The organism is Neotabrizicola sp. VNH66 (assembly GCF_049445895.1).
In the GTDB taxonomy this organism is placed as follows: domain Bacteria; phylum Pseudomonadota; class Alphaproteobacteria; order Rhodobacterales; family Rhodobacteraceae; genus Pseudogemmobacter.
On the sequence record NZ_JBMSDW010000007.1, the window covers coordinates 172,857 to 193,279 of the forward strand.

At 67.1% G+C, this 20,423-nt stretch carries 18 protein-coding genes; 12 read left to right on the plus strand and 6 right to left on the minus strand.

All coding sequences use genetic code 11. From position 1 onward, the window contains the following. Positions 1-50: 50 nt before the first annotated feature. The 6 genes from gpmI (at position 51) to ACO2Q5_RS12415 (ending at position 6,284) form a co-directional block, all read left to right on the plus strand. Positions 51-1,574: a 2,3-bisphosphoglycerate-independent phosphoglycerate mutase gene (gene gpmI / locus ACO2Q5_RS12390; RefSeq protein ID WP_423291435.1), complete on the plus strand. Its 1,524-nt coding sequence runs from the start codon at positions 51-53 to the stop codon at positions 1,572-1,574. Continuing rightward, entirely contained in the window at positions 1,571-2,722 is a 1,152-nt protein-coding gene (locus ACO2Q5_RS12395) for a murein hydrolase activator EnvC family protein (protein WP_423291437.1), read from the plus strand. Before gpmI ends, ACO2Q5_RS12395 begins: the two co-directional genes overlap by 4 nt. Before the next feature lie 6 nt (positions 2,723-2,728). After that, positions 2,729-4,081 (plus strand): S41 family peptidase, encoded by a 1,353-nt coding sequence (locus tag ACO2Q5_RS12400; protein ID WP_423291439.1) that lies wholly within the window; start codon positions 2,729-2,731, stop codon positions 4,079-4,081. A 7-nt stretch (positions 4,082-4,088) separates the two neighbouring features. Then, positions 4,089-4,562: an RNA pyrophosphohydrolase gene (locus ACO2Q5_RS12405; protein ID WP_423291441.1), complete on the plus strand. Its 474-nt coding sequence runs from the start codon at positions 4,089-4,091 to the stop codon at positions 4,560-4,562. 202 nt (positions 4,563-4,764) lie between these two features. Next, positions 4,765-5,679, plus strand: coding sequence for a 2-dehydro-3-deoxygalactonokinase (locus ACO2Q5_RS12410; protein WP_423291443.1), 915 nt, complete (start codon positions 4,765-4,767; stop codon positions 5,677-5,679). Next, complete coding sequence (locus ACO2Q5_RS12415) at positions 5,679-6,284, plus strand: 2-dehydro-3-deoxy-6-phosphogalactonate aldolase (protein ID WP_423291445.1); 606 nt, start codon at positions 5,679-5,681, stop codon at positions 6,282-6,284. The genes ACO2Q5_RS12410 and ACO2Q5_RS12415 overlap by 1 nt, the downstream gene beginning before the upstream one ends. An 82-nt stretch (positions 6,285-6,366) precedes the next feature. On the opposite strand, the gene ACO2Q5_RS12420 is transcribed toward ACO2Q5_RS12415, so the two are convergent. Then, positions 6,367-7,959: an alpha-amylase family glycosyl hydrolase gene (locus ACO2Q5_RS12420; protein ID WP_423291447.1), complete on the minus strand. Its 1,593-nt coding sequence runs from the start codon at positions 7,957-7,959 to the stop codon at positions 6,367-6,369. Beyond that, positions 7,956-8,582, minus strand: a complete 627-nt coding sequence (locus ACO2Q5_RS12425; protein WP_423291449.1) for a LysE family translocator — start codon at positions 8,580-8,582, stop codon at positions 7,956-7,958. Before ACO2Q5_RS12425 ends, ACO2Q5_RS12420 begins: the two co-directional genes overlap by 4 nt. Positions 8,583-8,740: 158 nt before the next feature. Here ACO2Q5_RS12425 and ACO2Q5_RS12430 point away from each other — a divergent pair, with 158 nt between their 5' ends. Continuing rightward, entirely contained in the window at positions 8,741-9,985 is a 1,245-nt protein-coding gene (locus ACO2Q5_RS12430; protein WP_423291451.1) for an MFS transporter, read from the plus strand. Here the strand turns inward: ACO2Q5_RS12430 and ACO2Q5_RS12435 are convergent, their stop codons facing one another. Then, positions 9,986-11,209: a glycosyltransferase gene (locus ACO2Q5_RS12435; RefSeq protein WP_423291453.1), complete on the minus strand. Its 1,224-nt coding sequence runs from the start codon at positions 11,207-11,209 to the stop codon at positions 9,986-9,988. Between the two features lie 211 nt (positions 11,210-11,420). Here ACO2Q5_RS12435 and ACO2Q5_RS12440 point away from each other — a divergent pair, with 211 nt between their 5' ends. The 3 genes from ACO2Q5_RS12440 (at position 11,421) to ACO2Q5_RS12450 (ending at position 14,209) form a co-directional block, all read left to right on the plus strand. Next, positions 11,421-12,767 (plus strand): oligosaccharide flippase family protein, encoded by a 1,347-nt coding sequence (locus ACO2Q5_RS12440; protein ID WP_423291455.1) that lies wholly within the window; start codon positions 11,421-11,423, stop codon positions 12,765-12,767. Positions 12,768-12,929: 162 nt separating this feature from the next. Then, positions 12,930-13,106 carry a hypothetical protein gene (locus ACO2Q5_RS12445; protein WP_423291457.1) on the plus strand — a complete coding sequence of 59 codons (177 nt, stop codon included), beginning with the start codon at positions 12,930-12,932 and terminating at the stop codon, positions 13,104-13,106. Positions 13,107-13,567: 461 nt separating this feature from the next. Continuing rightward, positions 13,568-14,209, plus strand: coding sequence for a sugar transferase (locus ACO2Q5_RS12450; RefSeq protein ID WP_423291561.1), 642 nt, complete (start codon positions 13,568-13,570; stop codon positions 14,207-14,209). 73 nt (positions 14,210-14,282) lie between these two features. On the opposite strand, the gene ACO2Q5_RS12455 is transcribed toward ACO2Q5_RS12450, so the two are convergent. Both ACO2Q5_RS12455 and ACO2Q5_RS12460 read right to left on the minus strand, forming a co-directional pair. Next, positions 14,283-15,626 (minus strand): GumC family protein, encoded by a 1,344-nt coding sequence (locus ACO2Q5_RS12455; protein ID WP_423291459.1) that lies wholly within the window; start codon positions 15,624-15,626, stop codon positions 14,283-14,285. After that, positions 15,627-16,529 (minus strand): CpsD/CapB family tyrosine-protein kinase, encoded by a 903-nt coding sequence (locus tag ACO2Q5_RS12460; protein WP_423291461.1) that lies wholly within the window; start codon positions 16,527-16,529, stop codon positions 15,627-15,629. It abuts the gene before it with no gap. 304 nt (positions 16,530-16,833) lie between these two features. Here ACO2Q5_RS12460 and ACO2Q5_RS12465 point away from each other — a divergent pair, with 304 nt between their 5' ends. Further along, positions 16,834-17,808 (plus strand): glycosyltransferase family 2 protein, encoded by a 975-nt coding sequence (locus ACO2Q5_RS12465; RefSeq protein ID WP_423291463.1) that lies wholly within the window; start codon positions 16,834-16,836, stop codon positions 17,806-17,808. Here the strand turns inward: ACO2Q5_RS12465 and ACO2Q5_RS12470 are convergent, their stop codons facing one another. Beyond that, on the minus strand, positions 17,809-18,561 hold the full coding sequence (locus ACO2Q5_RS12470) for a WecB/TagA/CpsF family glycosyltransferase (RefSeq protein ID WP_423291465.1): 753 nt from the start codon (positions 18,559-18,561) through the stop codon (positions 17,809-17,811). A gap of 153 nt (positions 18,562-18,714) precedes the next feature. On the opposite strand from ACO2Q5_RS12470, the gene ACO2Q5_RS12475 reads away from it, so the two are divergent. After that, complete coding sequence (locus ACO2Q5_RS12475) at positions 18,715-20,130, plus strand: hypothetical protein (RefSeq protein ID WP_423291467.1); 1,416 nt, start codon at positions 18,715-18,717, stop codon at positions 20,128-20,130. Positions 20,131-20,423: the final 293 nt, after the last annotated feature.

Genomic DNA, 20,423 nt, shown 5'->3' on the forward strand with positions numbered 1-20,423 from the left:
GCGCCTGCGCCGCAGGCGTAGAACACGGGCGAACCGGAAGGAGACGCCTCATGCCTGCACCGAAGCCCGTTGTCCTGTGCATCCTTGACGGCTGGGGCATCGGCCCGGACCCGAAAACCTCGGCCCCGGCACAGGCGGATGTGCCCACCTTCAACCGGCTGATGGCGGAATGTCCCCATGCCACGCTGGTGACCTTCGGTCCCGATGTGGGCCTGCCCACCGGGCAGATGGGCAATTCCGAAGTGGGCCACACCAATATCGGCGCGGGCCGGGTCGTGGCGATGGATCTGGGCCAGATCGACCTTGCCATCGAAGACGGCAGCTTTGCCACCAATGCCAGCTTGCGCGAATTCATCGCGGCGCTGCAGGTCAGCGGCGGCACCGCGCATCTTGCGGGCCTGTGTTCGCCGGGTGGCGTCCATGCCCATCAGGCCCATATGCTGGAGGCGGCACGGATCATTGCCGCCGAAGGCGTGCCGGTCGCCATCCATGCCATCACTGACGGGCGCGATGTGGCCCCGTCTTCTGCCGCGGCGCAGGTGGCAGAGCTGGAGCGCGCGCTGCCCCCGGGCGCGCAGATCGTTACGGTGATCGGCCGCTATTTCGCCATGGACCGCGACAACCGGTGGGAGCGGGTGGAGCAAGCCTTCCGCGCCATCGTGCAGGGGCAGGGCGTCGCCACGGCCGCCACCGCGCAGGAGGCGATTGCCGCGGGTTATGCTGCAGGCAAGACGGACGAATTCCTGCCTGCGACCGTTCTGGCCGGCTATACGGGGATGAAGGACGGCGATGGCCTGTTCTTCCTGAATTTCCGGGCCGACCGGGCGCGGGAAATCCTTGCCGCCATCGGCGCGCCGGACTTTGACGGCTTTGACCCCGGCCCGCGCCCGCATCTGGTGGCGCGGCTGGGCATGGTGGATTATTCCGAGGCGCATAATGCCTATATGACCACGATGTTCCCCAAGCAGGACATCGTGAACACCTTGGGCGAATGGGTGGCCAAGCAGGGCAAGACCCAGTTCCGGCTGGCCGAGACCGAGAAATACCCCCATGTCACCTTCTTCCTGAACGGCGGGCGCGAGGCGCCCTTTGCGGGGGAAGAGCGGGCGATGCCGAAATCGCCCAAGGTCGCCACCTATGACCTGCAACCCGAAATGTCGGCGCCCGAAGTGGCCGACCGTCTGGTCGAGGCGATCGAAGGCCGCTTCGACCTGATCGTGGTGAATTTCGCCAATCCCGACATGGTGGGCCACACCGGCAGCCTGCCCGCCGCGGTGAAGGCGGTCGAGGCGGTGGACCGCGGCCTGACCCGCGCCGTGGCTGCGCTGGAAAAGGTGGGCGGCGCGATGATCGTCTGCGCCGATCACGGCAATTGCGAGATGATGGTGGATCCGGTGACCGGCGGCCCGCATACCGCCCATACGGTGAACCCCGTCCCGGTCATACTGGTTGGCGGCCAGCAGGGCGCGCATCTGCGCAGCGGACGGCTGGCCGATCTGGCGCCGACGCTTCTGGCGCTGATGGGTCTGCCGAAACCGGCCGAGATGACGGGCGAAAGCCTGATCACCGCATGATCCGCCGCGCGGCCGCTGCCCTGTTTCTTTCGGCCACACTGGCCGCAGCGCCGCTGCCGGTCGGTCCCGCCTTGGCTGCCACGGTGGCGGAACAGGCGGCACAGGCGGCCGAACAGCTGCGCACCGCTGTGGCCGCGCTGGAGACGGCGTCGGGTGGGCGTGAGCAGGTTTCGGCCCTGACCGAAACGATCCGCGCCTATGAGGAGGGCCTTGCCGCCGTGCGCGAGGCATTGCGTCAGGCGGAATTGCGCGAGGCGGCGCTGAAGCTGCAGTTCGAGGCCAAGCGGGAACGGGTGGGCCAGCTTCTGGCCGTTCTGGCGCGGATGGAACAGACGCCGGGTCCGCTTCTCCTGCTGCATCCCGCCGGGCCTTTGGGCACGGCGCGGTCCGGCATGATGCTGGCCGAGGTGGCGCCCGCCCTTCAGGCCGAGGCAGCGCAGCTTCGGCTGGAATTGCAGGAACTGGCCGACCTGCGCGCGCTGCAACTCTCCGCGGCGGAGACGCTGACGGTCGGCCTGTCGTCGGCACAGGCCGCGCGGACGGCGCTCTCCAAGGCGATTTCGGACCGGACAGACCTGCCGAAGCGGTTCACCGAAGATGCCGGAACGCTGAAGGGGCTGCTGGAATCGGCCGATACGATGGAATCCTTTGCCGCCGGTCTGGCGCTGTCCTCGACCGAAGGCGGTGCGCTGCGGCCCTTCATCAGCACGATGGGCCATCTGCCGCTGCCGGTGATCGGCACGCTGATCCGCCGCCCCGATGAGGCCGATGCCGCGGGTGTCCGCCGCCCCGGCATGGCACTGGCCACCCGGCCCCGCGCGCTGGTCACCGCGCCCTGGCCCGGAACGATCCGCTATCTGGGTCCCCTGCTGGACTACGGAAATGTGATCATCCTCGAACCCGGAGACGGTTATCTTCTGGTTCTCGCCGGTCTGGGCACGGTCTATGGCGAGGTGGGAGAGGTGGTTGCCGCAGGGGCCCCCCTTGGGCTGATGGGCGGGGCAGAGGCCGCCACGCCGGATATCGCCACCCCCTCCGCGGGGGCTGGCGCGCAGGACACGGAAACGCTTTACTTGGAACTGAGGCTGGGCGCCGCGCCGGTCGATCCGACGGAATGGTTTGCGGCAACCGCCACGACAGGAGACTGAGACCCGATGAAGAAACTGGCCTTTGCCGCGGTGGGCGGTGCACTCGTGGGTGTGGCGCTGACCAGCCAGGTCGGGCCGCTGATCGCCGACGAGGCAAAGCGCGACAGCTCGGTCTATGAGCAGCTGGACCTGTTCGGCGACATCTTCGAACGCATCCGCGCCCAGTATGTGGAGCCGGTGGAGACCGACAAGCTGATCGAAGCCGCGATCAACGGCATGCTCACCTCGCTGGATCCGCATTCGTCCTATCTGTCCGCCAAGGACTTTGAGGATATGCAGGTGCAGACCAAGGGCGAATTCGGCGGCCTTGGGATCGAGGTCACGCAGGAAGAGGGCTTCGTCAAGGTCATCTCGCCGATGGATGACACGCCTGCCGACAAGGCGGGGATCAAGGCCGGCGATTACATCACCCATGTCAACGGCGAGGCGATCAATGGCCTGACGCTGGATCAGGCGGTGGATATGATGCGCGGGCCGATCGGATCCGAGATCATCATCACCGTGGTGCGCGAAGGCGTTCAGGAACCCTTCGACGTGTCGATCATCCGCGACCGGATCAAGCTTCAGGCCGTGAAGGGCCGGGTCGTGGGCAAGGCCGTGATCCTGCGCATCACCACCTTCAACGACCAGACGACAAGCGGTCTGGTCGATGCCCTGAACAAGGGGATCGAGGAACTGGGCGGCAAGGACAATCTGGAGGGTGTGGTCATCGACCTGCGCAACAACCCGGGCGGTCTGCTGGATGAGGCGATCACCGTCTCGGATGCCTTCCTTGAAACCGGAGAGATCGTGTCCACCCGTGGCCGCAGCGCCTCGGACGGCGAGCGCTACAACGCCAGCGCGGGCGATCTGATCGACGGCAAGCCCATCGTGATCCTGATCAACGGCGGCTCTGCCTCCGCTTCGGAAATCGTGACCGGCGCCCTGCAGGACCATCACCGGGCCATCGTTGTCGGCACCAAGAGCTTTGGCAAGGGGTCGGTGCAGTCGCTGATACCGCTGAAGGGCGATGGTGCGATGCGGCTGACCACGGCGCGGTATTACACGCCCTCGGGCCGGTCGATCCAGGCGCTTGGCATTTCGCCCGATATCGTGGTGCAGCAGCCCGCCTCGCCCCCGCCGGGCACCGCGGCCGCGGCCGAGGAGGAAAAGGCCACCGCCGCGCGCGAACGCAGCGAGGCCAGCCTGCGCGGCGCGATCTCGAACGATTCGATGACCGAGGATGAGAAGCGGCAGTATCTGGAAGAGCAGGCCGCTGCCGAGGAATCCGCCAAGCTGCGGGATGAGGATTACCAGCTGGCCTATGCGGTGGATATCCTGAAGGGCCTGACCAAGCTGGCACCCTCGGAAACGCCCTGAGGCCGTCATGACCGAAGATCTGCCCTACCGCCCCTGCGTGGGCGTCATGCTGGTGAACCGCGACGGCCTCGTCTTCGCGGGCCAGCGTCTGGATAACCCCGCCCCGGCCTGGCAGATGCCGCAGGGCGGGATCGACGAGGGCGAAAAGCCCTCGGATGCGGCCTATCGGGAATTGTGGGAAGAAACCGGCGTGACCCGGGATCTGGTCGAGAAGGTGGCCAAGACCCATGGCTGGGTGACCTATGACCTGCCGCCGGAGTTGCTGGGCCGCGTCTGGGGCGGCAAGTATCGCGGGCAGAAGCAGAAATGGTTCCTGCTCCGCTATCTGGGCACTGATGACCAGATCCGCATCGACACCGAACATCCGGAATTCGGGTCCTGGCGCTGGATCGGGGCGGAGGAGATGGTGGCCTCCATCGTGCCGTTCAAACGCGCGGTCTATGAGGAAGTTGTCCGCGCCTTCCGCGCCCATCTGGCCTGACCGCGCGGAAGAGGGGGCGCTGCCCCCGTCCTTGCGTGCCGCAAGGACTCCCCCGGGATATTTGGACCAGTATGAAAGCCGGGGGAGAGGGTCTTTCATACTGGTCCAAATATCCCCGCCGGAGGCCGCGACATCTGCGGCTTGACCTTCGGGGGCGGATCGGGGAACCCTGCGGCCGTTAACGCAAACAGCGGGGCGCGGCATGGGTGCGGACGGCATCACGGCAGACTGGATCGCGGCGGATTGGGGCACCTCGAACCTGCGGGTCTGGGCGATGGCCGCCGATGGCCGGGTTCTGGCCGCTGCAGGCTCTGACGAGGGGATGGGCAAGCTGTCGCGCCACGGGTTCGAGCCGGCACTGTTGCGGCTGGCCGGGGCGTGGCTGGGCGCGGGCGTCACTCCGGTGGTGGCCTGTGGCATGGTCGGTGCGCGGCAAGGCTGGGTCGAGGCCGCCTATCGCGCCGTGCCCTGCACCCCGGTCGATGCCGCGGCGATGACCGTCGCGCCCGCGCGGGACCCGCGGCTTTCGGTGCGGATCGCGCCCGGCCTGTCGCAGGACCGGCCCGCCGATGTGATGCGCGGCGAGGAGACGCAGATCGCCGGGGTTCTGGCGCAGGAGCCGGGGTTTGACGGGGTGATCTGTCTGCCCGGCACCCATTGCAAATGGGCCCATGTCAGCGCGGGTGAGGTGGTCAGTTTCCAGACCTTCATGACGGGCGAGATGTTCGACCTGCTGTCGCGGCAGTCGGTGCTGCGGCACGGGCTGACCGGGGCAGAGGGTGACGATCCGGAGGCGTTTGATACCGCTGTTTCGGATGCACTGTCCCGCCCGGAAAAGATCGGGGCACGGCTTTTCGCGCTGAGGGCCGAGGGGCTGTTGCACGGGCTGCCGCCCGTCACGGCGCGGGCGCGGCTGTCGGGGCTCTTGATCGGGATGGAACTGGCGGCGGCGCGGCCCTATTGGCTGGGGCAGGCGGTGGCGCTGGTCGGCTCCTCCCGGCTGTGCGCGGCCTATGCCCGGGCCCTGGCTGCGCAGGGCGTGACCGCGCGCCTGATGGGTGACACCGCCTGCACATTGGCCGGGCTGACCGCGCTTTACCGCCCGAAGGAGGCATGATGACCCATCGTCCGCTGATCGCCATTCTGCGCGGAATCACCCCCGCCGATGCGCTGCCCGTCACCGCCGCGCTGATGGATGCCGGCATCACCCGGATCGAGGTGCCGCTGAATTCGCCGCATCCGATGACGTCGATCGCGGCCATGGCCCGGGAATTCGGCCCGCATGCCCAGATCGGCGCCGGCACGGTGCTGGCGGTGGAGGAGGTGCGCGAGGTGCAGTCGGCCGGGGGCACGCTGATCGTCTCGCCCAATGCGGATGCGCAGGTGATTGCCGAGACGCGGCGGCTGGGGATGGAAAGCTGGCCGGGGGTGATGACGCCCACGGAATGCTTTGCCGCGCTGAAGGCCGGGGCGACCGGGCTGAAGCTGTTTCCCGGCACGCTGGTCGGGGCGGAGGGGCTGAAGGCGATCCGTGCCGTGCTGCCGAAGGGCACGCAGGTCTATGCCGTGGGCGGGGCGGGGCCGTCGAATTTTGCCCAGTGGATTGCGGCCGGGGCGGACGGATTCGGCATTGGCACCGCGCTTTATATCCCGGGCCTCACGGCCGAGGAGGTGGGCGTCCGTGCCCGGGCGCTGGTCGCCGCATGGGAGGCGGCACGCTAGGCCGCAGCCGGGCCGCCCCCCACGGCGCCCGGGGGGGCGTCTCCCCCCGAGGATATTTCGGCCAAGATGAAAGGGCTGCGGGTCAGCCCGGCAGGGGGAAGAAGGCCACGGCATTCGGGCCGAGGGTCAGCACGCCCTCTGAGAGTTCGGCATTCTGCACCGGGCCGGTCAACGCCACCGGGCCGGGGAAATCCAGCGCCACTGTTGCGGGCGAGAGGTTGAAGAGGCAGAGCACGGCGCCCGGCCCGGTGCCCCGCTGGAAGGCCAGAACCGGGGCGGGCGTGTCGAGGAAACTGGTCCTGCCATGGCGCAGCGCCGGGGTCGCGCGGCGGAAGGCCAGCATGCTGCGGTAGAATTCCAGCACCGAGCCGGGCTGCCCCAGTTGCGAAGCCACGTTCCGCGCAAGCTGCGGTGGCTTCACCGGCAGCCAGGGTGTGCCTGTGGTGAACCCGCCCTGCGGGCCGTCGTCCCAGACCATCGGCGTTCGGGTATTGTCGCGCCCGACCGGCGCAGGCCAGAAGGCGATGCCCTGGGGATCCGTCAGTTCTTCGAAGGCCAGTTCGGTGTCGGTCTGGCCCAGCTCCTCGCCCTGCCAGAGACAGACGGAGCCTTCGAAGGACAAAAGCAGCGCCCCGGACTGGCGGGCGATTTCATCCTGCCCGGCGCCATGCGACAGCCAGCGCGTCACCTGCCGCGGCACGTCATGATTGCCGAAGGCCCACATCGGCCAGCCTTCGGGCGCGTCGGTGAAGAAATCGCCGATCTTCTGGCGGAAGGCCGCGGGCGAGAAATCCGGCCCCAGCATCTCGAAACTGTAGCACTGATGCAGGCGGCCCGGCGCCGAATATTCGCCCATCATCCGGATCGCATGATGGCTTTCGCCCACTTCGCCCACCGAGGTGGCGCCGTATTCGTCCAGCACTGCACGGATGCGCGACAGCCATACCAGATTCTCGGGCCGGTTCTTGTCGAACAGGTGATATTGCATGCCGTAGGGATTGGCCTCCGGCTCGGCCTTGTCGCGCGGATCGGCGGGGTTCGATCGCAGAAGCGGATCGTGGAAGAAGTAGTTCACCGTATCGAAGCGGAACCCGTCCACCCCGCGGTCCAGCCAGAAGCGCAGCACGGACAGCGCCCAATCCTGCACGGCCGGGTTGTGATAGTTGAAATCCGGCTGCTCGGTCAGGAAATTGTGCAGATAGAACTGCCGCCGCCGCCCGTCCCAGGTCCAGGCCGGGCCGCCGAAGACCGAAAGCCAGTTGGTGGGCGGGGTGCCGTCGTGGTTCGGGTCGGCCCAGACATACCAGTCGGCCTTCGGCCCGGTCCGGCTGGCGCGGCTTTCGGCAAAGAACGGATGCTGGTCCGAGGAATGCGACAGCACCTGGTCGATCATCACCTTCAGGCCCAGCTCATGCGCGCGGGCGGTGAAGGTGTCGAAATCCTTCAGCGTGCCGAAGACGGGGTCCACATCGGTATAATCGGACACGTCATAGCCCATGTCCTTCATAGGGCTGCGGAAAAAGGGCGACAGCCAGACCGCATCCACCCCCAGATCGGCCAGATAGGGCAGCCGGGCCGTGATGCCGGGCAGATCGCCCACGCCATCGCCGTTCGAATCCTGAAAACTGCGGGGATAGACCTGATAGGTCACCGCGCCTTTCCACCAGTCGCTCATGCCCGCCCCCAGAAGGAATGCACCGCGTCCGCCGCGGATTTCAGCCCGAAGGCGATGAAAAGAACACCCATGGCGCGTCCGATGGGGGTGGCAAAGCGGCGGTAGAGCCTGCGGACCGGGGCAAGGCCGGTCCAGAACACCACGATCAGATCGGCCAGGATGAACCCGGCGGTGCAGGCACCCAGCAGGGACAAGGCGCCCGGCAGGGTCAGCGCGGCGGCGTCGCGGCCCAGAAGCGCGGTCAGCATGGCCAGCGCGAAAGGATAGGCCTTGGGATTGGTCAGCCCGAAGGCCAGCCCCGCGCGGACCGGATCGGCCACCACAGGCGCGGCCTGCCCGGCGGTAGATCGCAGCGCCTTTACCCCCAGCCAGACCAGATAGGCGCCGCAGGCCAGACCAAGTGCGTCAAAAAGGCCGGGACTCAGCCGCGACACGCCCGCCAGCGCCATCAGCGCCAGCGCGGCCCATGTCACATCGCCCGCCAGATGTGCGGCCAGAAACCGCAGCGCCGCCCCGCGCCCGCGGGTGGCGGACAGCGACAGGGTGGCCAGCGTCGCGGGTCCCGGCACCAGAACATAGATCATCCCGGCCAGCACGGCCGCCGCCAATGTCTCGATCCCCACTGTTCCCCCCTTTGTTTTGTCTTTTGTCCCAAGCCGCTGGCCCTGATGCAAGCCACCTGCCGCACCGGCATCACGAATGCTTCTTGTGTGCATCACAATTCAGCATTTGACGCTGCCGCGCCGCAGGCGCAGTTTCGCGGCCCGCAGAGGAGCGCGCGATGACCACGACCAAGGCCCCCCTGATCACTCCGGTGCTGATCGCCGGTTCGGTGATCCTGATGATCGGATTTGCCATCCGCGCCAGTTTCGGCGTGTTCCAGATCCCGGTTGCGCAGGAGTTCGGCTGGGCCCGCAGCGAATTCTCGCTGGCCATCGCCATCCAGAATCTGGCCTGGGGCATCGGTCAGCCGTTGTTCGGCGCGGTGGCAGAGCGGTTCGGAGACCGCAAGGCGATTGTCGGTGGCGCGCTGCTTTATGCGCTTGGCCTTGTGCTGTCGGCTTTCGCGGTGGAGCCGTGGCAGCACCAGTGGTTGGCGATCCTTGTGGGTTTTGGCATCGCGGGCACCGGCTTTGGCGTGATCCTGGCCATTGTGGGCCGGGCGGCCGCACCGGAAAACCGTTCGATGGCGCTTGGCATCGGCACGGCTGCGGGATCGGCCGGGCAGGTGTTCGGTGCCCCGGCGGCAGAATTCCTGCTGCAATATTACAGCTGGCAGATGGTCTTCGTGATCTTTGCCTGCGTGATCATGCTGACGTTGTTCGCGCTGCCCTTCATCCGCTCTCCCCATGTGGCCAGCAAGGCCGAACTGGAAGAGACCTTGGGGCAGGTGCTGGTCAAGGCGATGAAGGACCCGTCCTATACGCTGATTTTCCTGGGCTTCTTCTCCTGCGGCTATCAGCTGGCCTTCATCACTGCGCATTTCCCTGCCTTCGTGACCGAGCTGTGCGGCCCGATCGACCCGAATGGCATGCTGTCGGCCATCGGGATCACCACCACCTCGGCGCTTGGGGCCATTTCGATTGCGGTCATCGGCATGTTCAACATTGCGGGCACGCTGACGGCGGGCTGGCTGGGCAAGCGCTATACCAAGAAATACCTGTTGTTCGGCATCTATGTCGGGCGGACCATCGCCGCGGCGGTGTTCATCCTGATGCCGATCACCCCCACCAGCGTTCTGGTCTTCTCGGCGGTGATGGGGTCGCTCTGGCTGGCCACGGTGCCGCTGACCTCGGGCCTTGTCGCGCATATCTACGGCATCCGCTACATGGGCACGCTTTATGGCTTCGTCTTCCTCAGCCACCAGATCGGCGGGTTCCTTGGGGTCTGGCTGGGCGGCAAGATGTATGACCTGAACGGCGACTATACGCTGGTCTGGTGGATCGGCGTGGGGGTGGGCGCGTTCTCGGCGCTGGTCCATCTGCCGGTGCGCGAACGGCCCCTGGCCTCGCTCCGCCCCGCCTGATCAGGGATTGCCCTTCGAGGCGAAGAGGGCCGCCAGCTTCTCCGCCTCGCGGTCGATGTCGTGGCGGGCCAGAACCCGCTCCCGTGCGGCCCGGCCCATCCGGGCCAGCGTTCCCTGTGGGGTGGCGGCAGCCTGCCGGATCGCCCCGGCCAGCGCGGCCGGGTCCCCCGCGGGCACCAGCCATCCGGTGTCCGGGGTCACCAACTCCGGCACCCCGGCAATCGCCGTGGCAATGGCGGGGCGCCCGGCGGCAAAGGCCTCCATCACCACCATCGGCAGGCCCTCGGCGAAAGAGGGCAGCACCAACGCATGGGCCGCGGCCAAAGCCTCGCGCACGCCGGTTTCATCTTTCCACCCGGCCAGGGTGATCTGCCCATCCAGACCGGCCCGGGCGATCTGGCGTTCCAGCGCCGGGCGGAACGGGCCGTCGCCCACCAGCGTCAGATGCAGCCCCGGGACGTCTCGCGCCGCCAGTGCCATCGCCTCGACCAGCAGCGGAAAGCCTTTCTGTTCCGCCAGCCGCCCGATGGCGACCAGATGCAGCGGCCCGCCGGGCAGGGGCGCGGGTTCGGGGAACCGCCACGGCTCGATCCCGCAATGAACGACATGCAGCCGCGGCCAATGGGCAAAGCCGGTCCAGCGGCACAGCTGTGACCGCCCGAAGGACGAGATCGCCACCGAAAATGCCGCCCGCGCGGTCTTTTCCCCCAGCGAATGCGCGTGGGGGGCGTCGAATTCCTCGGGCCCATGGGTGGTGAAGGAATAGCCCAGACCCCCGATTTCGGCGGCCAGCATGGCAACCGTGGCCGAGTTGGTGCCGAAATGCGCATGGATATGCGGCAGGCGCAGCGCATGGCAGCGCCGCGCGACCTCGGCCGCCTCCACCCAATAGACCAGATGCCGCAGCCGCCCGCCCGTGCCCGCCGGTCCGCCCGCGCCGCGCGCCCCGCAGGCCAGCGCCAGCCGCAGCGCCCTGAGCGCCGCTCTGGGCCGCCGCAGCGCGAAGGGCAGTCCCTGCCGCGCCAGCCGCAGAAGACCGTGCTTCAGCAGATGCTCGGTCCGGCCATCCTCGGCAATATCCGCCGCTTCGACCAACGTGTCGTGGGCCGACCGCATGGCAAAGCGGTGGATCTGCCAGCCCATCCGCTCCAGCGCCTGAACCTCGCGCCGGATGAAGGTGTGGGAGGGCAGGGGATAGCTGTTGACGAGATAGGCGAGTTTCATGGGATCCGGGAGATCGGGGCAACTGCGCGGCAGGATCGGGTCCGGCACGGCATCGCGCAAGGGGCAAGCTGCGGCCGGGCGGGGATGGTGCGACCGGCGTTGCATCAAAGCCTTAGGTCCACCCCTGCCGCAGGGATGCGCCGCGTTGCGCCTATTTTGCGCCCCAGTTCGGAAATAGGCTCCGCCGCGACGACAGATGAAGGGTGGGCGCATGACGGGCACGGATAACCGCAGGGGGCTGTTTTCCCGCGCGCTCAGCGGCGGGGCGCTGACGGCGGGTGCCTATGCGGCGGCGCAGGCGCTGCGGCTGGCCTCGAACCTTGTGCTGACGCGACTTTTGTTTCCCGAGGCGTTTGGGGTCATGGCGCTGGTCACGGTGGTGCTGGTCGGTCTGCAGATGTTTTCGGATGCCGGGATTGGCCCCGCCATCAGCCGCAGCCCGCGCGGGGATGAGCCGGATTTCCTGAACACCGCCTGGACGGTGAATGTGATCCGCGGCGGGCTCTTGTGGCTGTTGTCCTGTGCGCTGGCCTGGCCCGCGGCGCAGCTTTATGCGGTGCCCGATCTGACCGCGCTTCTGCCGGTGGCGGGGTTGTCGCTGCTGATTGCCGGGTTCAGCCCCACCCGGATCGACACGGCGAACCGGCATCTGCTGCTGGGACGGGTCACGGTGCTGGACCTTGCGGCGCAGGCGCTTGGCATTGCCGCGATGATCCTGCTGGCCTGGGCCACCGGGTCGATCTGGTCCTTGGCGGCCGGAGCGGTGGCGGGGGCCGTGGCGCGGCTTCTGCTGATGCACTACGGCCTGCCCGGGCCGACCAACCGCTTCCGCTGGGAGCCGGAGGCCGCGCGCGAACTGGTGCAGTTCGGCAAGTGGATCTTTCTCTCCACCGCCTGCGGCTTTCTGCTGGCGCAGGGGGACAAGGCCATTCTGGGCCTTTACCTGACCATGACCGAGCTGGGGATCTACAACATCGGCTGGTTTCTGGCGTCCTTTCCGATGCTGATGGCGGGCACGGTGGTCAGCCGGATCATGATCCCGCTCTACCGCGACCATCCGCCCGCGGCATCCGAGGCCAATCTGCGGCGGATGCGGCGGCTGAAAATCGGGCTTTCGGTGGCGGTTCTCCTGATGCTGGCGGCCATGGCGCTGGCCGGCGGCCCGCTGGTGCGGGTGATGTATGATGACCGCTATCTTGCGGCGGGGGCCATTGTCACCGCGGTGGCGCTGGCGCAGATGCCCGCGGTGATCGGGATGGGATATGATCAGGCCGCGCTGGCCGCAGGGGACGGACGCGGCTTCTTTCTGCTGCTTGCGGCCAAGGCGGCCCTGCAGACAGCGGCCTTTCTGCTGGGGGCACATTTCGGCGGCCTTGGCGGTGCGCTGCTGGGGCAGGGGCTGGCGCTGGCGCTGGCGCATCCGCTGATCGGGTGGCTGGCGTGGCGGCATGGCGCCTGGGATGCGCGGCATGATCTGATTGCCGGAGTGCTTGCGCTTTTGCTGGTTCTGGCGATCGGCGCATTGTTCCGGGCCGATCTGGCGGCCTTGGGCGGGTAACATCGCATTTGAACTGTATTGTCCCTGATTGTCCCGGGAACCCGGGGCCGATCTTTGCCGTTTATTAACGATTGGGCGCTTATCGTGAAAAACATGCTGGAAATGTTCGCAAATCGCGCACAATATCGCTTTATGGATGGTTAACAGGAGAGTCGGGTTCAAATGGTTGCCGCAATGGTTGCAGTGTCGGTTATCGCAGGCGGCTTTTCCGTCCTGTGTTCGATGCTGGCCGGTCATCCGCCTCTGGCATGGCTTGCGGTCTATGTGCTCTCGGGTCTCTGCGCTGCCCTGTCCCTGATGGTCACCCTCGCGCGGGAGGGGGATCCGGCCGACCTCTGATCGTTCGTAATCCCGAAACAGTGGATTCAGCGCAACTTCGGCCCGCTGCCTTAGCCGCATCTCTCTTTCTGACGAATCACTCGGTTGCCCCTTGATCGCCTCTTGCGGGCGATCTTAGGCATTTTTCCACCCTGGGTTGTTGGCGAACAGGGGTGGAACAGTTTGTGTCCAGAATACGGCAAAAAAACAGGGTAAACGTGGCGTAAATACGGGCCGCAAAAGTCCTGACCCATGGTCAAGGGGGGCGCGCATTCGGTAAAATGCAGATGGGGGCGTTCTTACCGGGTTCTAGTCATGTGCTGCCAAATGCGCATTTGCGACGAAGCCTTCGCTGCGGTTCTGGCCGCTGCGGAACGCTATGACGACCAGTTCCCGCGTTTTCTGTTCGCGGAGCGCTGACAATGACGATCAGTTTTCCTGAGCCGCAGCGCAGCCTTGCTGTGCCTCATCCGCAGGCCGCAATGCGTGCAGCCGCGGTTGCCGCACCGCAGAAGACCGGGCTTTACCGCCGCTGGTTCAAGCGGGCGCTGGATGTCACGGCCATCGTGGCCGCGGCGCCGGTGGTGCTGCCGCTGGTGGCCGGGCTTGCCTTTGCGGTGGCCCGCGATGGCGGACAGCCCTTCTACACCCAGACCCGTGTGGGGCTGAACGGCAAGCCGTTCCGGATGTGGAAGCTGCGCTCCATGGTCACCGATGCGGATCAGCGGATGGAGGATTATCTGCGCGCCAATCCCGCGGCCCGGGCCGAATGGGACAGCACGCAGAAGCTGCGCAACGATCCCCGGATCACCCGCTTCGGCCGGTTCATCCGCCGCACCTCGCTGGACGAGCTGCCGCAGCTGTGGAACGTGCTGCTGGGCGATATGAGCCTTGTGGGCCCGCGGCCGATGATGGTGAACCAGCAGACGCTCTATCCCGGAACGGCTTATTATGCGCTGCGCCCCGGGGTGACCGGCTTCTGGCAGACGGCAGGCCGCAACCGCACCACCTTTGAGGCGCGGGCGGAGTTCGACGACGCCTATGAGGCCGGGGTTTCGCTAAAGGGCGACCTGGGCATCCTGTGGCGCACGGTTGCCGTGGTGTTCAAGGGCACCGGCTGCTGACAGGCTGCCGCTGCATCCCAAAAGAAAAGGCCCGCCGGATCAGGCGGGCCTTTTGCTTGTTCGGGGGCTGGCCTCAGACAAAGGCCGATGCGGTCAGCAGTGCCAAAGTCAGCCCGGTGCAGACCAGAACGAAGCGCGGGGCCCCGGCCAGCTGGCGGCCAAGCGCTTTGGCCTTGGCCAAAGCCCGGTCATGCCGTGCCGTCCGGCGGCGGATGCCCCCGAAATTCAGCTCGGGAATGGCGACCACCGGCCGCAGACCCAGCTGCCGTTCCATCTGGGCAGAGGTGCGGACGACCGGCTGCATCAGATCCAGCACGAAGGCGATGCCGATGCCAATGATCAGGCTGGCCAAGGCCCCGGCGACAAACATCTTCTTGCCGTTGGAGTTCAGCGGATATTCCGGCGTGACCGCGCGGTCCAGAAGCGCGAACCGTTCTCCCTGCTGCCGTTCGGCCAACCGCTGCGCGGTTTCCGCATCGCCCAGCCGAGCGGTGGCGGTGGTCAGTGCGGCCTGCAACAGGGCAAGGTCACGCTCCATCCCCGAGAGGCCGCGCTCTACCTCGGGCAGGCGGCCGATGGCGGCCTGCGCCGCATCGCGCCGGGTCTGAAGCGCGGCGATCTGTTCGGTCAGCACCGAGATCTGCCCGTTCAGCTCGTCCAGCCGCCGCCGCTCGGTCGCGCGCAGGTCACCGCGCGCGGACAGCTGCCGCTGCTCTTCCTGCAGGGCCACCATCTGCTGATCCAGCGCGCGCAGCTCATTCTGCACGCTGACCAGTTCCTCGCGCCGGATTTCGGCCTGGGCGGGCAGGGCTTCGGCATTGCTGTTCTTGAAATCGGCGATCTGACCCTCCAGCGCGGCAATCTGCCCTGACAGCCGGGCCTGTTCTTCCAGATAGAAGGCATAGGTTTCGCGGGTGCGGTCCAGCTGGCCCGAGGCCGACATGTCCAGAACACCTTGCGCAAAGTCATTGGCGATCCGCGCCGCGCCCTCGGCCGTGCCGTAGCGGGCGGTGATCAGGATGGCGGAGATCTGGGCCGGCTGACCATAGCTGGCGGGGGCCGCGGATTCGATGGCCTGAAACGCCACCGAACTGCGCAGCAGGGCCACTTTCTCCTCATCCGAAAGCGCGGCCAGATCGGCATAAAGCCCATGACGCCCGATCATCTCCAGAAGCGCATCACGGGTGGTCAGGCGCTGTTCGATGGATTGCAGCACCTGCGCCGATCCCGCGGCCGTGCCGTCGCTGCCGACCTGCGCGCCCTGCACCTGAATGGCGGCGGTGGATTCGAATGTGTCGGGCCGGGTCTTGGCATAGATGGCCGAGAGGACGCAGCCCAGAACCACCACGGCAAAGATGATGAACCGGCGGCGCCAGAGAAAGTTCAGCAGGTCCTCGATCGACTGGATCTGTCCCATTCAGCGGCGCCCCCCGAACCAGCCCCGGCCGAAGCGGCCCTTTTTCAGCCCGCGGTCCTGCGCACGGTTCAGGATCACGCCCAGAAGCGGCACCCGGCCTTCAAACATGCGCTCGCATTCGGTGACCTCGGCCGGTGTGGTTTCGGTGCCATCCGTCACCAGAAGCACGGCATCCACCTGCGGCGCCAGCGCCATCATGTCATCCCGCGCCAGTGCGGGCGTGGTGTCGAAGATCATCAGATCGGGTTCCAGCATCTCGCGCAGGGCCGAGAGGGCGGCGATGCATTCCGGATCCTGCAGCGTTTCCGCAGCCAGCGTCACCGGCGCACCGTTCAGCCCAAGCGCCAGATTGCGGCCCAGACGGCGGAAATGGGATTCCAGCGGCTGCTCTCCGGTCAGAAACTCCAGCAGGGGGGCCGTCTCGGTCTGGCCGAACAGCGGGGCAAGCCCCGGATTGCGCAGGTCCATGTCCAGCAGCACCGTCCGGCAGGACGGCAGCCGCGCAAGCGCGAGCGCGAGATTGGCGGCGACAAAGGATTTGCCGCAACCCGGCCCCGGCGAAGTGACGGCCAGACGCGACCAGCCATGCTTGGCCATGGCCTGCAAAACCCGGGTGCGCAGCATGTCGAAAGTCTGCACCACAGGCGTCTGTTCTCCGCCGGTAAACAGACCGTTTCCGGCCATCCTGTCACGGTCCGGGCTGATTTCGGTCAGCGATTCCCAGACTTTGGCAGGGTTCATCGGCGCAAAGCTGACGGGGGTGTGAAAGATCTCGCGCCCCGTGCGCTGGTCCAGCGTGATGGGAGAGGCGACGACCGGCTGGCCCGGACGGAACAGGGGCACATGGCCTGTGCGTGCGGCCTGTGCGGTCGGCGGATCGTCCCGGTTTTCCTGGTCCGGCATCAGAAATTGCCCGTGATTTCGTGCATCTGGCGTGATCGGCCCCAAGATTTCGTGTCGGCTCATGGTCCCAACGGGCCTTTGCAGCAGGGCGGCGCGCGGATGCGCCCGACGGAATGTTGACCCGCCTTGCAGCGGACCGGCGACCGGATTGCCCCTGGGCAGACGACGCGGGATGCCCCGTTTCGCCTTGCCGACCTGCAGTTTCCGGGCCCCCGCCCGATGCGCCCTGATAGCAGAGATGCGCCCAAAAAGAAAGCCTGCCCGGGGGGTTGGAGCTTGCTGCACCGCAGCCTAGACTGCCCGCATGCAGCCCTTGGCGGACCCTTCGCAAACGGTGGATGCGGTCGTCATCGGCCGCAACGAAGGGGCACGCCTGCTGACCTGTCTGGCCGCGCTGCGGGGGCAGGTGCGGCGGGTGATCTATGTGGACAGCGGATCGACGGACGGCTCTGCTGAGGCGGCCGCGGCAATGGGGGCCGAGGTGGTGGCGCTGGACATGGCCCGGCCTTTCACCGCAGCCCGCGCCCGCAATGCCGGGCTGGCGCGGCTGGCGGGTCCGGATCAGGCGGCATTCGTCCAGCTGATCGACGGCGACTGCGAATTGCGCGACGGCTTTGTTGCCGCGGCGCTGGCGGCCTTTGCGGATCATACCCGTGCGGTGGTGGTCTGCGGCCGGCGGCGGGAACGGTTTCCACAGGCGACCCTGTGGAACCGGCTGTGCGACCGGGAATGGGACACGCCCTTGGGCGAGGCGATGGCTTGCGGCGGCGATGCGTTGATGCGGTTGGCGGCGGTGCAGGCCGTGGGCGGCTACCGCGAGGACCTGATCGCCGGAGAGGAGCCGGAACTGTGCCAGCGCCTGCGCCGCGCGGGCGGCCAGATCTGGCGCATCGACGCCGAGATGACATGGCATGATGCGGCGATGACGCGCTTTGGCCAGTGGTGGAAGCGGACCCGCCGCGCGGGCCATGCCTTTGCCGAAGGGGCGGCACTGCACGGGCAGGGGCCGGACCGGCATTGGGTGGCCGAGACGCGGCGCGCCCTGCTTTGGGGGCTGGGCGTGCCCGTGGCGGCGCTATTGGCCGGGCTGATCCATCCCGCGGGGTTTCTGCTGATCCTGCTCTGGCCGCTGCAGGTGCTGCGGCTGGCGCGGCGCTGGCAGGATCCGCAGGCGGCGGTGTTCAGCGTGCTGGGCAAACTGCCCGAGGCTTTGGGGGTGCTGGAATACCACCTTGGCCGGCTGCGCGGTCGCAAGCGCGGGCTGATCGAGTATAAATGATCAGGCGCGGCGCTGCCGCCACGCCGCCAGCGTCTGTCCGGGCAGGATGGCAAAGCAGCGGGCATAGCGCGGGATCAGCCGCCGCGGCGCCGACAGCGCGCGCCACAGCCATTCCATTGCAATCGCCCGCACCCATCGGGGCGCACGGGCCTGATGGCCCGACAGAAACTCCACCCCCGCACCGACCGAGGCAAAGCCGGTCTGCGGCGCCAGCTGGCGGCCAAGCGCGGCAAACCGCTCCTGCTTGGGGGCGCCAAGTGCGATCAGGCAGAGGCCGGGGCCAAGGGCGGCAATCTCTGCCAGTGCGGCCTGCGCCGCCGGGCCTTCGGGGTCGAATCCCATCGGCGGGGCGATCAGCGCGCCTGCGCGAAAGCCCGGGACCTGCGCCGCCAGATGATCGGCCGCGCCCTGCAAGGCGGCTTCCGTCGCGCCCAGCATCGACACCGGCAGCCCTGCGGCGGCGGCGGCCCGGCACAGGGGCAGCACAAGGTCCGATCCGGGCAGAAGCTCTGCCTTCTCTCCGGCAAGGGCGGACAACCAGATGATCGGATTGCCATCTGCCACCACCATGTCCTGTGCGGCATAGGCGGTGCGGAAGGCCGGATCGGCCCGCAGCTTCACCAGATGATCCAGATTTATCGTCGCCAGCGCAAAGCCCTGCCCCCGGGCGAAATGGGCGGCCACATCGGACAAAAGCCCGTCCCGATCAGGATGGGTCAGGCGGATGGAGGTCTGGTCAAAGCGGAACTGCATGCCGGCCCCTTAGCATGAAAAACGGTGCCCTGCGATGCAGATGGGCCGCAAACACTCTGTTTCCGGCCGTGCAGCATCGCCTGTGCCCGGCTTTCGTGCTAGGCTCCTGTCGTCCGGGCATGACCCTGACCGCAGACAGGACCCGCTCGCCCCGTGATCTCGCCCAACCCGCTTGCCTATGCGGTTCTGGCTTTCTGGCCCTATGTGGTCTGGAAGCTGTATACGCGCATGGATGCGGGCCGCGCGCTGATCTGGACGGTGGTTGCGGCCTATCTGCTGCTGCCGCCCCTGACGAAATTCGACCTGCCGCTGATCCCGGATCTGGACAAAGACACGCTGCCCGCTTTGTCCGCGCTGATCATTCTGGTGTTCATCCTGCGCGAAAAGGTGTCCTTCCTGCCGCAAAGCTGGCTTGGGCGCGGGCTTCTGGCGATGTTTGTGCTGGCGCCCTTCGTCACCGTGGTGATGAACCCCGACGCCATTCCGATCCAGCTGGCGCCGGACATTCCCGGCATGCGGCTTTACGACAGCTTTTCCACCGTGGCGACGCAGATCCTGTATATCCTGCCGATGGTTCTGGCGCGCCGGGATCTGGCCACGCCGCAGGCGCTGCGCGATCTGCTGAAGGTGCTGGTGCTGACGGGGCTTCTGTATTCCATTCCGATGCTGTTGGAGACGCGGATCTCACCCCAGCTGAACCGCTGGATCTACGGGTATTTCCAGCACGACTTTTCGCAGACCATCCGCTTTGGCGGCTATCGTCCGGTGGTGTTCACCCCGCACGGTCTATGGCTGGCCTTTTATGCGCTCCTTTGTCTGCTGGCGGCGGCGGTGTTCCTGCGCGAAGGCCCGGCCGAAGCGCGGCCGAAGCAGCTGGCCGCGGTGCTGTGGCTGGCCTTCGTGCTTTATGCCTGCAAGAGCTTTGGCCCGGCGGCCTATGCCATGGCGGGCCTGCCGCTGATCTTTCTGGCGCCGCCGCGGCTGCAGATCATGGTGGCCGGGCTGGTGGCGATGGTGGTGATCGCCTATCCGCTGCTGCGCGGCCTGCATCTGGTGCCGATCTGGGACCTGCTGCATTTCGTGACCGGCATCAACGCCGAACGAGCCTGGTCGCTGGAATACCGGCTGAATAATGAAGAGCTGCTCTTGGCCCGCGCGGCCGAACGGCCCTGGTTCGGCTGGGGCGGCTATGCGCGGAACTTTATCCACGATCCGGTCACCGGTCGGGCTTGGACGGTGGCGGACGGCCACTGGATCATCCGCATCGGCCAGTTCGGCTGGCTGGGCTATATCGCAGAATTCGGCCTGTTGTGCCTGCCGCTGTGGCTTCTGCTGCGCGAGGCTTTTGCGCGCGGCGCAGCGATCCCGCCGGTGGTGGGGGCGGTGGCGCTGATGCTGGCCTTCAATCTGGCGGACCTTTTGCCCAATGCGACCATCGTGCCTCTGACCTGGCTGATGGCGGGCGCCCTGCTGGGACAGGCCGAGGAACTGAAACGCGCCCGTGCCCTGCGCCGGGCCGAGGCGCAGGTGGCCCGCGTTTTGCCCGCACCCACGCGCACGGTGATCTGACCGCCCGCGATTGTCCTGCCATTGCGGGCAATCTGGTTAACAATGCCTGCCTAAAGCTTGCGCATTGTGTGTCCGGGGCGTCCGGGCTGCCGCAATTGACCGCCCGGACGCCCCGGTTCCGGGCGCGAATGTGGCGGTTTTGTGGCATTGTCGCCGATGGGGACATGATCCTTTGCGCGGGTTGCGGCGGGTATCGCGAAACCGCTTTTTGCGTTAGGTTTCAGGGGCCGGAAAGGGGGTGGACTGGTCTTGCGGACCCGTGCCTCCCATATCCGGACCAGTTCAGGACGGGG

Bases quoted from the DNA above. Each gene is read 5' to 3' on its own strand.
- gpmI (WP_423291435.1), top strand. From the start codon at position 51: ATGCCTGCACCGAAGCCCGTTGTCCTGTGCATCCTTGACGGCTGGGGC.
- ACO2Q5_RS12395 (WP_423291437.1), top strand. From the start codon at position 1,571: ATGATCCGCCGCGCGGCCGCTGCCCTGTTTCTTTCGGCCACACTGGCC.
- ACO2Q5_RS12400 (WP_423291439.1), top strand. From the start codon at position 2,729: ATGAAGAAACTGGCCTTTGCCGCGGTGGGCGGTGCACTCGTGGGTGTG.
- ACO2Q5_RS12405 (WP_423291441.1), top strand. From the start codon at position 4,089: ATGACCGAAGATCTGCCCTACCGCCCCTGCGTGGGCGTCATGCTGGTG.
- ACO2Q5_RS12410 (WP_423291443.1), top strand. From the start codon at position 4,765: ATGGGTGCGGACGGCATCACGGCAGACTGGATCGCGGCGGATTGGGGC.
- ACO2Q5_RS12415 (WP_423291445.1), top strand. From the start codon at position 5,679: ATGACCCATCGTCCGCTGATCGCCATTCTGCGCGGAATCACCCCCGCC.
- ACO2Q5_RS12420 (WP_423291447.1), bottom strand. From the start codon at position 7,959: ATGAGCGACTGGTGGAAAGGCGCGGTGACCTATCAGGTCTATCCCCGC.
- ACO2Q5_RS12430 (WP_423291451.1), top strand. From the start codon at position 8,741: ATGACCACGACCAAGGCCCCCCTGATCACTCCGGTGCTGATCGCCGGT.
- ACO2Q5_RS12435 (WP_423291453.1), bottom strand. From the start codon at position 11,209: ATGAAACTCGCCTATCTCGTCAACAGCTATCCCCTGCCCTCCCACACC.
- ACO2Q5_RS12440 (WP_423291455.1), top strand. From the start codon at position 11,421: ATGACGGGCACGGATAACCGCAGGGGGCTGTTTTCCCGCGCGCTCAGC.
- ACO2Q5_RS12445 (WP_423291457.1), top strand. From the start codon at position 12,930: ATGGTTGCCGCAATGGTTGCAGTGTCGGTTATCGCAGGCGGCTTTTCC.
- ACO2Q5_RS12450 (WP_423291561.1), top strand. From the start codon at position 13,568: ATGCGTGCAGCCGCGGTTGCCGCACCGCAGAAGACCGGGCTTTACCGC.
- ACO2Q5_RS12455 (WP_423291459.1), bottom strand. From the start codon at position 15,626: ATGGGACAGATCCAGTCGATCGAGGACCTGCTGAACTTTCTCTGGCGC.
- ACO2Q5_RS12460 (WP_423291461.1), bottom strand. From the start codon at position 16,529: ATGCCGGACCAGGAAAACCGGGACGATCCGCCGACCGCACAGGCCGCA.
- ACO2Q5_RS12465 (WP_423291463.1), top strand. From the start codon at position 16,834: ATGCAGCCCTTGGCGGACCCTTCGCAAACGGTGGATGCGGTCGTCATC.
- ACO2Q5_RS12470 (WP_423291465.1), bottom strand. From the start codon at position 18,561: ATGCAGTTCCGCTTTGACCAGACCTCCATCCGCCTGACCCATCCTGAT.